Raw genomic sequence first — 12,825 nt, 5'->3', positions numbered from 1 at the left:
GAACACTTTTGACCAGATCTCTGGAGAAACACATGACTCTTTCCCATCCCGTTGCGGTCATCACCAGCGACGAGCAAGCCCTGATCGTCGCCAGCGACCTGGCCGAAGATTTCCAGCGCGACAGCAACCTGCGTGACCGCGAACGCCGCCTGCCGCTGCCGGAACTCGACGTATTTTCCCGCTCCGGCCTGTGGGGCATCAGCGTGCCCAAGGAGTACGGTGGCGCCGGTGTGTCCAACGTGACCCTGGCCAAAGTCATCGCTTTGATCGCCCGGGCTGATGGCTCGCTCGGGCAGATTCCACAGAACCATTTCTATGCCCTCGAAGTGCTTCGGGTGAATGGCAGCCACGAGCAGAAACAACGCCTGTACGCCGAAGTCCTCGCCGGCCAGCGCTTCGGCAATGCCCTGGCAGAACTGGGCACCAGGACCGCCCACGACCGGGTCACCCGCCTCGAACGCGACGGCAGCGGTTATCGCATCAACGGTCGCAAGTTCTATGCGACCGGTGCCATTTACGCCCAACGCATTCCAACGTCCGTGGTCGATGAAAACGGCGTGCAGCAACTGGCGTTCGTCCCGCGCGACAGCAAAGGCCTGACCGTGATCGACGACTGGAGCGGCTTCGGTCAGCGCACCACCGGCAGCGGTTCGGTGGTGTTCGAAGACGTGTATGTCGCCGCCGAAGATGTCATCCCGTTCCAGAGCGCTTTCGAGCGCCCGACCCCGGTCGGCCCGCTGGCGCAGATCCTTCACGCCGCCATCGACACCGGCATCGCCCGCGCCGCCTACGAAGATGCGCTGCACTTCGTGCGCAGCAAGACCCGTCCATGGATCGATTCGGGCAACGACAAGGCCACCGAAGACCCGCTGACCCTCAAGAGCTTCGGCCACCTGAGTATTCGCCTGCACGCCACCGAAGCGCTGCTCGAACGCGCCGGCGAATTCCTCGACGCGGCCCAGGCCGAGACCAACGCCGAGACGGTGGCAGCGGCCTCGATTGCCGTCGCCGAAGCACGGGCGATCAGCACCGAAATCTCCTTGGCCGCCGGCAGCACCCTGTTCGAACTGGCCGGCAGCCAGGCCACACTGAGCGAGCATGGCCTCGACCGCCACTGGCGCAACGCCCGGGTACATACGCTGCATGACCCGGTGCGCTGGAAATATCACGCGGTCGGCAATTACTACCTCAACGATGAAAACCCTCCGCTGCGAGGGACCATCTGATGAGCAAGAAAAAGATCCTGCTCAATGCGTTCAACATGAATTGCATCGGCCACATCAACCACGGGTTGTGGACGCATCCCCGCGACACCTCGACCCGGTACAAGACCATCGAGTACTGGACCGAACTGGCGCAACTGCTGGAGCGCGGGCTGTTCGACGGGCTGTTCATCGCTGACATCGTCGGCGTGTACGACGTTTATCAAAACTCGGTGGACGTCACCCTGAAAGAGTCGATCCAACTGCCGGTCAACGACCCACTGCTGCTGGTATCGGCGATGTCCGCGGTGACCAAAAACCTCGGATTCGGCCTGACCGCCAACCTCACCTACGAGCCGCCGTATCTGTTCGCCCGACGCATGTCGACCCTCGACCACCTGAGCCGTGGACGGGTGGGCTGGAACATCGTCACCGGTTACCTGGACAGCGCCGCCAAGGCCATGGGCCTGAGCGAACAGGTCGAGCACGACCGGCGTTACGACCAGGCCGACGAGTACCTCGAAGTGCTCTACAAACTCTGGGAAGGCAGCTGGGAAAACGGGGCGGTGCTCAACGATCCACAGCAGCGGATCTACGCGCAGCCGGACAAGGTGCACAAGGTCGAACACAAGGGCGAGTTCTATCAGGTCGAGGGTTATCACCTGTGCGAGCCGTCGCCGCAGCGCACGCCGGTGCTGTTCCAGGCCGGCAGTTCGGATCGCGGTCTGCTGTTCGCCGGGCGGCATGCCGAGTGCGTGTTCATCAGCGGCCAGAACAAGCCGTCGACCAAGGTGCAGGTGGACAAGGTCCGCGCCAGCGCCGTCGAAGCGGGTCGCAATCCTGAGGACATCAAGGTGTTCATGGGCCTCAATGTGATCGTCGGCGAGACCGAGGAAGCGGCCTGGGCCAAGCATGCCGAATACCTGAGCTACGCCAGCGCCGAAGCGGGCGTGGCGCATTTTTCGGCGTCCACTGGCATCGACTTTTCCCAGTACGAAATCGACGAACCGATCCAGTACGTGAAGAGCAACGCCATCCAGTCCGCCACCAAAAACCTGCAGAACAACGACTGGACCCGGCGCAAGTTGCTCGATCAGCACGCTCTGGGCGGGCGCTACATCACGGTGGTCGGCTCGCCGCAACAAGTGGCGGATGAACTGGAATCGTGGATCGCCGAAACCGGCCTCGACGGCTTCAACCTGACCCGCATCGTCACCCCGGAAAGCTATGTGGATTTCATCGATCTGGTGATTCCGGAACTGCAACGGCGCGGCTCGTACAAGACCGCGTACGACACCGGCAGCCTGCGGGAAAAACTGTTTCACGGCGAAGCGCACCTGCCGCCGCAACACACCGGCGCCCACTACCGACACTAACCCAGGCACTCATCGTTCCCACGCTCGGCGTGGGAATCAGGCTAATTTCACTGACTGGAAAACCACCATGACCAAGAAGCTCCTGTCCCACCCAGTCAAAGCACTGGCCCTGGCCTTCGGCCTGTTCAGCTCGGCGGTGTTCGCCGCAGATACCCCGTTGAAAATCGGCACCACCGCCGCCTTCGCGATTCCGCTGGAAGCCGCCGTCGAAGAGGCCTCCAAACAGGGCCTGAAAGTCGAGCTGGTGGAATTCACCGACTGGATCGCACCGAACGTCAGCCTCGCCGCCGGTGACATCGACGTGAACTACTTCCAGCACATCCCGTTCCTGGAAAACGCCAAGGCCGCCTCCGGTTTCGACCTCGTGCCGTTCGCGCCAGGGATCATCAACAACGTCGGCCTGTACTCGAAGAAATACAAAAGCTTCGACGAGCTGCCGGAAGGCGCCAGCGTCGCCATCGCCAACGACCCGATCAACAGCGGACGCGGCCTGCAACTGTTGGCCAAGGCCGGTCTGATCACCCTCAAACCGGGCGTCGGCTACAAGGCTACCGAAGACGACATCGTCGCCAACCCGAAGAAGATCAAGATCCTGCAAGTCGAAGCCGTGCAACTGGTGCGCGCCTACGATGACGCCGATCTGGTCCAGGGCTACCCGGCCTACATCCGTCTGGCGAAGACTTTCGACGCCGGCTCCGCGTTGTTGTTCGACGGCCTCGATCACAAGGAATACGTGATTCAGTTCGTGATCCAGCCGAAGAGCAAGACCGACCCGCGCCTGATCAAGTTCGTCGACATCTACCAGCATTCGCCGGCCGTGCGCGCCGCACTGGATAAGGCCCACGGCAAGCTGTACCAGGCCGGTTGGGAAAGCTGAGGATGACCGCGGCCATCCAACGGCGACTGGATCTTCCAGAGCCACCCGCGCTGGCACAGCGCACCGAACTGCATCCTGAACTGAATCGCGCTCATGTGCGCTTCGTCGGGCTCGGCAAAACCTACGACGGCAAACAAGGCCCGGTCGCCGCCCTGCAAGGCATCGACCTGGCGATCCAGCGCGGTGAAGTGTTCGGCATCATCGGCCGCAGCGGCGCCGGCAAGTCGTCGCTGATCCGCACCATCAATCGCCTCGAACAACCGACCTCGGGCCGGGTGCTGATCGATCAAGTGGACATCGGCGAGTACGACGAAGATCGCCTCGTCGCCCTGCGCCGACGGATCGGCATGATCTTCCAGCACTTCAACCTGATGTCGGCGAAAACGGTGTGGCAGAACGTCGAACTGCCGCTGAAAGTCGCCGGCGTCCCGAAAGAACAGCGGGAGAAAAAGGTTCGCGAACTGTTAGAGCTGGTGGGCCTGCAAGCCAAGCACAAGGCGTATCCGGCGCAGCTGTCCGGCGGGCAGAAACAGCGCGTCGGCATCGCCCGCGCGCTGGTGCATGACCCGGACATTCTGCTCTGCGATGAAGCCACATCAGCCCTCGATCCGGAAACCACTCAATCGATCCTCGGCCTGCTGCGCGAAATCAACAAACGCCTGGGCCTGACCATCGTGCTGATCACCCACGAGATGGCGGTGATCCGGGAAATCTGCGATCGCGTCGTCGTGCTCGAACACGGCCGCATCGTCGAGCAGGGCCCGGTCTGGGAAGTGTTCGGCAACCCACAGCACGAGGTCAGCCAGACCTTGCTCGCGCCGCTGCAACACGCCTTGCCCGAAGAATTGCAAAGCCGTTTGCAGGCACAACCGTCGTCGCCCGATGCATCTGTGGTGCTGCGTTTGCAGTTCACCGGCAGCCAGCAGGACGAACCGGATCTGGCCGCGCTGTTCGCCGCGCTCGGTGGCCGGGTGAAATTGCTCCAGGGCGGCGTGGAACGGATTCAGGGCCATGCGCTCGGGCAACTGTTGCTGGCGGTCGCGGGTTCGCAGCTGAATGCCGAGCAATTGCGTGAGCGCGCCGGGCAATGGGCACAACGCACGGAGGTGCTGGGTTATGTGGTTTGATCGCTTGCTGCAGGGTTTTATCGACACGTTTCTGATGGTCGGCGTGTCGTCGCTGATCGCATTGCTGGCGGGTATTCCGATGGCAGTGATTCTGGTCACCAGCGACAAGGGCGGGATCTACGAAGCACCGGTGCTCAATCGCGCGTTGGGTGCGTTCGTGAACCTGTTTCGCTCGATCCCGTTTCTGATCCTGATGGTCGCGCTGATTCCGTTCACCCGACTGATCGTCGGCACCACCTACGGCGTGTGGGCGGCCGTCGTGCCGCTGACCATCGCGGCCACGCCGTTCTTTGCGCGTATCGCCGAGGTGAGCCTGCGTGAAGTCGACTACGGCCTGATCGAAGCCGCGCAGGCCATGGGCTGCCGGCGCTGGCACATCGTCTGGCATGTGCTGCTGCCCGAGGCGCTGCCGGGGATTGTCGGCGGTTTCACCATCACCCTGGTGACGATGATCAACTCCTCGGCCATGGCCGGAGCGATTGGCGCCGGCGGTCTGGGTGACATCGCCTATCGCTACGGCTATCAGCGCTTCGACAGCCAGATCATGCTGACCGTGATCGTGCTGCTGGTGGCACTGGTGGCGCTGATTCAGCTGGGCGGCGATCGTCTGGCGCGGGGGCTGAACAAGCGCTAGAACAATCGATGAGCGCTGCCCTCCCCGGCATCAATCATCGATCAGGCTGTCGAGCCACGCGTATTCCGTTTTGCTTCGATGCAGCGCCTGCATGCTTTTTGCCGCGTAAACAATGCTGTCGGCGTTGTTCGCGGCCAAATGCGCGCGCAGCGCCGGATTTGCATTGAACAGGCCGACCGCCGTCTGAAGATCCAGATCGTCGCCGATCCCCAGATAATCACTGATCCCGAACAGCAGGTTGTCGTGATCGTCCGTAAAAGCGTTCACGTACTCGACTGTCAATCCACCGCGCATTATCACTTCGGAAACGCTGCGCTCCGGAATGTCGTAGACGGTCAGCGGCTCCAGACTCAGCAAACCACGCTGGCTGTCACCCAGATAGAAGAAATCCGCGGCGTTGGGACCGATGGTCCTGAAGCGGTCGATGCGGTTGGTGTGCAGCATTTCATGGCCCAGGGACATGCCTAGAATCTCCTGCTGCATGTACTTGCGGTTGAGGAAGAACCGGCCATGAAAATCCTTCTTGTACATCCAGGCGGCGCTGTTGTTTTCAGTCTCCACTGCGAAGAATTTTTCCTCGCCCCAGGTCCCTTGGTACTCCCTGGAAAGCGCAAGACCTCGCGCCACCGAGTCAGAAAACTGCTGCGCCACGGCCTGGTGCCCTGCCCCAAAAAAACTTTCGTAAACCGCGCTCGCACCGTCGTATTTCATGCCAATGGCGTGAACGGCATCAGCGAAAACGCTTTCGACCACTCGCAACTCAGTGCGGACCATCGCAGCCTGATCCAGTGGAAACTGCTTCAGCCCCCGTGCAGTCAGCGTGGCTTCCTTTGCTGTCTCGTGCTCGATCGCGTCATCAATACCGGTGTGGACCCGACTGTGCTTTTCCGAATCTTTCCTGATATTGCGGATGAGCTCATCGATGTCGATATCGATGACATTGCCTGCGTTGCCGGATGACCGAGCCCGTTCCGGCGACCATATCTTGCTGTGCGGATCGAAGAACAGGACCGGTCCCGAAGCCGTCCACTCGGACATCAAGGTCGCGCGATATTCACCGCCCGCTGCGGTTTGCCGAACCTGGACAATCTCGCCGGGGGCGACATCGACGAACGTGCGTCCCTTGATAACCCTCAACCCCAGGGCATCAGGCACAGGCAGGGTGGCCGGCGCTTTCAGGCGATAGTCCGCAAGCGTCCTGCCCCCGAAACGACCCGACAGGATCTCGGCGGTCGGCAGGGATGAAACAATGACTGCGGCGTCTGGCATATCCGGTTGGCGAACGGCCTCCACATCCGTTTGATCCATGTCCCGAAAACTCTTGTGCGCAGGTTCGTACTCGGGAAAGTCAGCACCGGATCTTTTACGCAGTGCAATGGCGTCTGCCAGGCTGTGGCTGGAGGACGTGGTGGAGGTTTTTCGAGTATTGCCCATGAAAAATCCTTGTTGAGTAAATCCCCCTGAAAAAATCGGGCAGACATCGCGCTAGTCGTCTATCGCGTGGGCGCTATTGCAACCGATCGGGAACGGTCAGGTGCGGTAAATGTGTATTGCACTTGAGCCGGCGTTTTGTGCTTTGTCCGGATCTGGATCCTCTGAACCGCGAAAGCGCTTATAGTCTGCCGATCTTCCTTTCAGCCCATGACGACCATGAAGCAGACCCCCACCGATCTTGAACAGATCACCTCTACCACCCTCGGCCACTACAACTCGGTGGCCGAGGGTTTTCGTGAAGGCACCCGCGATCACGATGTCAGCCAGAACATCGACGCCCTGTTGCGGCACATCCAGGGTGAGGCGCCGTTTTCCATTCTCGATTTCGGCTGCGGGCCGGGGCGGGATTTGCAGACATTCACCAGGATGGGACACGTCGCCGTCGGCCTCGACGGCGCGGAAAAATTCGCGCAGATGGCGCGGGACGACAGTGGTTGTGAAGTGTGGTGTCAGGACTTTCTGAAGCTGGATCTGCCGGCAGAACGCTTCGACGGCATCTTCGCCAATGCGGTGCTGTTTCATGTGCCGTTGCAGGAGTTGCCAAGGGTCCTGAAGCAGCTGCACGGGACATTGAAGCCGGGCGGCGTGCTGTTCAGCTCCAATCCGCGTGGGGATAACCGTGAGGGCTGGAACGGGCCGCGTTATGGCTCGTATCACGATCTTGAAGCCTGGCGCGGATTGTTGACCGCTGCCGGGTTTGTCGAACTTGAGCATTACTACCGGCCGGCGGGGCTGCCGCGTGAGCAACAGCCTTGGCTGGCGAGTGTCTGGCGCAAAACCGTGTAGTTGGCGATGAGCGCAAGGCGCTCGCCTTACTGCGCCTCTTTTTTCGGCTCGCGAATCTTGTACCAGGCGACATACAGCGCCGGCAGAAACAGCAGCGTCAGCAGGGTTGCAATCACGATCCCGCCGATCATCGCGTAGGCCATCGGCCCCCAGAACACTTCCCGGGCGATCGGGATCATGCCCATGCTCGCCGCGGCGGCGGTCAGCAGGATCGGGCGACGTCGATGCTCGGTGGCTTCCACCACCGCATCCCACGGCGCATAGCCTTTGCGCTCGAACTCGTCGATCTGGGTCACAAGGATCACCGAGTTGCGGATGATGATGCCGATCAAGGCCAGAATCCCGAGGATCGCCACGAAGCCCATCGGCGTACCGGTCGGCACCAGCGCCAGCACCACGCCGATCAACCCCAGCGGCGCGACACTGGCCACAAGGAACAGCTTCTGCACGCTGTGCAGCTGGATCATCAGGAACGTCGCCATCAAGAACAGCATCAACGGCAGCACTTTCGCAATCGGTCCTTGGGCCTTGCCACTCTCCTCGACCGTACCGCCGGTGGCGACCTTGTAGCCAACGGGCAGTTTTTCGGCGAACGCGTCGATGGACGGCTTCAACAGTTTCACCAGGTCGGTCGGCTGAATTTCGTCACGCACCGACGCCTTGATGGTGATGGTCGGCAAGCGGTCACGACGCCACACCAGCGGCTGCTCCAGCTCATAACGAACCGTGGCGAAGGCCAGCAAGGGGATCGACGTGCCGTTGGGCGTGACGATCTGCAGGTTCTGCAGGGTTTCCGGCGTACCGCGTTCCGAACTCACCGCGCGACCGACCACGTTGATCAGGTAGATGTCGTCGTTGACCTGGGTCAACGGCGCGCCACTGACGATGCTGTTCATCAGGTTCGCCACGTCTTCGGACGACAGCCCGAGCTGGCGCGCCTTGTCCTGGGCGATGTCGATTCGCAGGACTTTGCCTGGCTCGTTCCAGTCGTAAATGATCTCGCCGATGTGCTCGTTCTTGTCCAGTTCAGTCGCCAGGTCGATGGCGTGCTTGCGCACCTGGTCGATGTCCTTGCCGCTGATCCGGTACTGGATCGGACGCCCTACCGGCGGGCCCATTTCCAGCGCCTGCACGTAGCTGCCGATGCCGACGAAGTCCTTGTGCAGACGTTCGCGCAGGCGCTGACTCAGGGCCTCGCGGGCTTCGAAGTCTTTGCTGACGATCACCAGTTGCGCGTAGTAGGGGTTCTGCAATTGCTGGTCGAGTGGCAGGTAGAAACGGATCGCACCCTGGCCGATGTAGGTGCTCCAGCGCACGATGTCCGCGTCGCCCTTGAGCGTGGCCTCGAGCTTGTCGACGGCCTTGCGGGTCTCGTCGATCGAGGCGTTTTGCGGCAGGTTGAGGTCGACCAGGATTTCCGGTCGATCCGAGGACGGGAAGAACTGATTCTGCACAAAACGCATGCAGAACACCGCCAGCACAAACAACAGCACGGTGATGCCGATGGCCCACCAGCGATTGCGCATGCACCACAGCAAACCGCCGTTGAATGCGCGGCCAACGCGCCCCGGTTCGGCTTCATGGGCTTTCACGTTGGTACTGAGAATGTGCACGCCGATCACCGGGGCGAAGAACACCGCCACGATCCAGGACACGATCATCGCCACGGCAATCACCGCGAACAGCGTGTAGGTGTACTCGCCGGCAGAACTGGCGTTGAGGCCGATGGGGACGAAACCGGCGACCGTCACCAGCGTACCGGTGAGCATCGGGAACGCGGTCGAGGTGTAGGCGAACGTCGCCGCCTCCTCCTTGCTCTCGCCCATTTCCAGGCGCGTGACCATCATTTCCACAGTGATCATCGCGTCGTCCACCAACAGGCCGAGGGCGATGATCAGAGCACCGAGGGAAATCCGCTGCATGGTGATGCCGCTGTATTCCATGAACACAAACACCATCGCCAGCACCAGCGGGATCGAGCACGCCACCACCAGCCCGGCGCGCACGCCGAGGCTGATGAAGCTGACCACCAGCACGATCACCACCGCTTCGAACAAGGCACTGGTGAAGCCGCCAACGGCCTCCTCCACCACCACGGCCTGATCGGACACCGTGTGCACACCCACGCCAACCGGCAGATCCGCGGTCAGTTCATCGATGCGCTTGTGCAGGGCCTTGCCGAACTCCTGAACGTTGCCGCCCTTCTGCATGGCAATCGCCAGCCCGATCGCCGGCTTGCCGTCGAAGCGGAATTCCGGCGTGGCCGGATCGGTGTAACCGCGAGTGATGTCGGCAACATCTGCCAGGCGATAGAAGCGGTCGTTGAGCTTGAGATTGACCTCGGCCAGGTCTTTCTCCGAAGCGAACTGGCCCGAAGTCCGCACAGAAATCCGCTCCGGGCCCGCCTCGATGACACCGGCCGGAGTCACGGCGTTCTGCGACTGCAGGCTCTGCACCACCTGACGCTGATCGATGCCCAGCGCCGCCAGTTTGCGGGTGGAGAAGTTCAGGTAAATCACTTCGTCCTGCTGGCCGATCATTTCGATCTTGCCCAGCCCCGGGACATTGCGGATCTCGGCCCGCGCCTGTTCCACGTAATCGCGCAACTGGCGCATGGTCAGGCCGTCGGCAGTGAAGGCGTACACCGAGCCGAACACGTCACCGAACTCGTCGTTGAACCCGGGCCCTTGAATGCCTTGGGGAAACTGCCCGCGAATATCGTCGATCTTCTTGCGCACCTGGTACCAGATTTCCGGAATGTCCTTGGCGCTGGTGGTATCGCGCAGGTACACGTAGACCGTCGATTCGCCGGGGCGCGTGTAGCTTTTCACATAGTCGAGGGAATCGAGTTCTTCGAGTTTTTTCTCGATGCGGTCGGTGACCTGCTTGAGGGTTTCTTCCTGGGTCGCGCCCGGCCATTTGGTCTGGATCACCATGGTCTTGATGGTGAACGACGGGTCTTCCTCGCGCCCCAGATTGAAGTAGGAGAACACCCCCATGAGCAATGCGACGAACATCAGATACCAGACGAAAGACTGATGCTTGAGGGCCCATTCGGAGAGATTGAAAGAGCCTTTCATTGACTGTCCTCGTCAAGTTTCACGGATTGTCCGGGTTTGAGACTGTTGACGCCGGCGCTGACCACACGCTCGCCGTTCTTCACGCCCCCCGCAAGTACAACGCTGCTATCGGTGCGGCTGATCACGCTGACGTCGCGCGGGTTGACGGTTTTGCTCTGGGTGTCGATGACCCAGATCCGCGCTTTTCCGTCGACCTCCTGCAACGCGGTGACGGGCAATTCGATACGCGGCTTGATCGCCGAGCTGAGGGTGACGCTGATCGCGGTGCCGAGGCGAAAGCCGTCGGGCGTATTGGCCAGGGTCAACCGTGCGCGGCGGGTGCGCGTCGCACTTTGTGCCTGGGGTTCGATCTCGCGCAGGGTGGCTGTGGTGTTGATGCTCGGGTCGAGCTGCCCGGCCACCAGAAACACCACGTCGGACGGGATCTCATCGACCAGGGTGTCCGGCAGATCGATCACGGCTTCCTTGATGTCCGGTTGCGCCAGGGTCACCACCTGCTGGCCCGCCGTCACCACTTGCCCGGCCTCGGCATTCCACGCGGTGACCACCGCCTTGTGGTCCGAGCGTAGCTGGGTGTAATCGAGTTGATCCTTGCTCTGGTTGACCGCCGCCCGCGCCTGATCCAGCGAGGCTTGGGTGGTCTTCAGGTCCGTCATCGCAATGTCCAGTTGCGCCTGCGCCCCCACGCCCCGGTCGAACAGCGCTTGCTGACGGCGGGCGTTGGCCTGGGCGTTGATCAGCTGTGCCTGAACCCTGGCCAGATCGCCCTGGGCCGAACGCAACTGGTTCTGCTGGTCGGACGGATCGAGGGTGGCGAGCAGCGTGCCCTTCTGCACTTCGGTGCCGACATCGACGTTGCGGCTGGCAATGCGCCCGCCGACACGAAAACCGGTGTTGCTTTCATAGCGCGCCTGAATGCTGCCGGCGAAACGCCCGAGGTTTTCCTCGCTCATCGCTTCGACCTTGACCGACAACACCGGCCGTACCGGCTCCGGCGGTGGCTCGCTTTTCGAACAGGCGGCCAGCAACACACCAATGGATAACAGCCCCAGACGCTTCATGGCTGTGCTCCCGGTTGCAGATCCTTGTAGGTGTTTTCGGCTATTTCGACCTTCATGCCCGGATGCAGCAACTGCCCACCCGCGACAATGACTTTTTCCCCGCCCTTGAGGCCCTCGCTGATGATGACCTTGCCGATCAGGTAGCGGCTGACGGTGACGTTGTGCAACTGCGCTTCACCTTTGTCGTCGACCATCCACACCGCCGGATCGCTGACGTTCTTGGTCAGCGCCGACCACGGTAATTCAACGGCCGACTTGCCGGTGCCCTTGGCCGTGGCGCTCACCACCGAGCCCAGCTGCATCCCCTGCGGCAGGCTGTCGAGGCTGACCTTGACCTGCACCGTGCCGGACTGCGCGGACACCGCCGGGGTGATTTCACGCACGGTGCCGGTGGTCTTGATGGCGGGGTTGTCGAGCAGGCTGACGACAATCGAACGCTCCGCCGGGCGTTCGGCCAGCAGGGATTCATAAACGTTGAACACGGCGTCGCGGTCGCCGTCACGGGCCAGGCTGAATATCGGCGCCGTGGCCTGAACCACCTGACCGACTTCGGCCTGACGCTCAGTGATGACGCCCGGCGCATCGGCGATCAGCGCGGTATAGCTCAATTGATCCTTGGCGTTGGCCAACTGCGCCTGCGCTGCGCTCAAGGCACTCTGGCTGCTGCGCAATGCGGCCTGCGCCGAATCGTATTCGCTCTGGCTGGTGTAGCCCTTGGGCAACAGTTTCTGCTGGCGGACGAACGCGGCGGCGCTCTGTTTGACCCGCGCCTGCTCGGCCACTACCTGAGCCTGGGCGGAATCGACGTTGGTCTGCAAATCCTTCGGATCGAGCTTGGCCAGCACTTGCTTGGCCGAGACGCGGTCACCGACATCGACCATGCGCTGGATGATCTTGCCGCCGACCCGGAACGACAGTTCGGTCTGCACGCGGGCCTGAACATCGCCGGTGAGGGTCACGGCGGCGGCGTAATTGGCGGGGTTCACCTCCTGCACGAAGACCCGGGGCAGGTATTCGGCAGGGGCCTTTTTCTCGCCGCACGCGCTCAACAAAGCGAACAGACTCAGCATGACCGCTGTTTTCAATCCGGGACTCGCCATGCAGACTCCTTCCTGTGTACGAACGTGCAAGTGACGATACGACTGTGAGCTTAGAACAGGGTTCAACCTTCGTCCGGCCGATATATGC

10 protein-coding genes are annotated in these 12,825 nt (G+C 61.7%); 6 read left to right on the top strand and 4 right to left on the bottom strand.

What is annotated here, in order from left to right:
• Window positions 1-32: 32 nt before the first annotated feature.
• From ACTJK9_RS19070 to ACTJK9_RS19050, 5 genes are all read left to right on the top strand, one after another.
• The gene (locus ACTJK9_RS19070; RefSeq protein ID WP_085611210.1) at window positions 33-1,226 is read left to right on the top strand and encodes an SfnB family sulfur acquisition oxidoreductase; all 1,194 of its coding nucleotides are present in this window, start codon (window positions 33-35) and stop codon (window positions 1,224-1,226) included.
• Window positions 1,226-2,578: an LLM class flavin-dependent oxidoreductase gene (locus ACTJK9_RS19065; RefSeq protein ID WP_085611211.1), complete on the top strand. Its 1,353-nt coding sequence runs from the start codon at window positions 1,226-1,228 to the stop codon at window positions 2,576-2,578. Before ACTJK9_RS19070 ends, ACTJK9_RS19065 begins: the two co-directional genes overlap by 1 nt.
• A gap of 67 nt (window positions 2,579-2,645) precedes the next feature.
• The gene (locus ACTJK9_RS19060; RefSeq protein ID WP_440815455.1) at window positions 2,646-3,455 is read left to right on the top strand and encodes a MetQ/NlpA family ABC transporter substrate-binding protein; all 810 of its coding nucleotides are present in this window, start codon (window positions 2,646-2,648) and stop codon (window positions 3,453-3,455) included.
• Between the two features lie 2 nt (window positions 3,456-3,457).
• Complete coding sequence (locus ACTJK9_RS19055) at window positions 3,458-4,582, top strand: methionine ABC transporter ATP-binding protein (protein ID WP_440815452.1); 1,125 nt, start codon at window positions 3,458-3,460, stop codon at window positions 4,580-4,582.
• Window positions 4,572-5,216, top strand: a complete 645-nt coding sequence (locus tag ACTJK9_RS19050) for a methionine ABC transporter permease (RefSeq protein WP_007952752.1) — start codon at window positions 4,572-4,574, stop codon at window positions 5,214-5,216. Before ACTJK9_RS19055 ends, ACTJK9_RS19050 begins: the two co-directional genes overlap by 11 nt.
• A gap of 30 nt (window positions 5,217-5,246) precedes the next feature.
• Here ACTJK9_RS19050 and ACTJK9_RS19045 read toward each other — a convergent pair whose 3' ends face one another.
• Window positions 5,247-6,650, bottom strand: coding sequence for a hypothetical protein (locus tag ACTJK9_RS19045; RefSeq protein WP_440815449.1), 1,404 nt, complete (start codon window positions 6,648-6,650; stop codon window positions 5,247-5,249).
• Between the two features lie 216 nt (window positions 6,651-6,866).
• Between ACTJK9_RS19045 and ACTJK9_RS19040 the strand changes: the two genes are divergently transcribed.
• Window positions 6,867-7,496 carry a class I SAM-dependent methyltransferase gene (locus ACTJK9_RS19040; protein WP_440815446.1) on the top strand — a complete coding sequence of 210 codons (630 nt, stop codon included), beginning with the start codon at window positions 6,867-6,869 and terminating at the stop codon, window positions 7,494-7,496.
• A gap of 26 nt (window positions 7,497-7,522) precedes the next feature.
• Here the strand turns inward: ACTJK9_RS19040 and ACTJK9_RS19035 are convergent, their stop codons facing one another.
• The 3 genes from ACTJK9_RS19035 to ACTJK9_RS19025 are packed head-to-tail and all read right to left on the bottom strand — an operon-like array spanning window position 7,523 to window position 12,737.
• Window positions 7,523-10,576 carry an efflux RND transporter permease subunit gene (locus ACTJK9_RS19035; protein ID WP_085611215.1) on the bottom strand — a complete coding sequence of 1,018 codons (3,054 nt, stop codon included), beginning with the start codon at window positions 10,574-10,576 and terminating at the stop codon, window positions 7,523-7,525.
• A complete protein-coding gene (locus ACTJK9_RS19030) occupies window positions 10,573-11,637 on the bottom strand; it encodes an efflux RND transporter periplasmic adaptor subunit (RefSeq protein WP_085611216.1) in 1,065 nt (354 codons plus the stop codon). Before ACTJK9_RS19030 ends, ACTJK9_RS19035 begins: the two co-directional genes overlap by 4 nt.
• Window positions 11,634-12,737, bottom strand: coding sequence for an efflux RND transporter periplasmic adaptor subunit (locus ACTJK9_RS19025; protein WP_011331936.1), 1,104 nt, complete (start codon window positions 12,735-12,737; stop codon window positions 11,634-11,636). Before ACTJK9_RS19025 ends, ACTJK9_RS19030 begins: the two co-directional genes overlap by 4 nt.
• Window positions 12,738-12,825: the final 88 nt, after the last annotated feature.

It is taken from the genome of Pseudomonas sp. 22082 (assembly GCF_052046055.1).
GTDB lineage: Bacteria > Pseudomonadota > Gammaproteobacteria > Pseudomonadales > Pseudomonadaceae > Aquipseudomonas > Aquipseudomonas pharyngis.
Note: the sequence above shows the minus strand (reverse complement) of the source record. Positions and strands in the feature narration are given on the sequence as shown.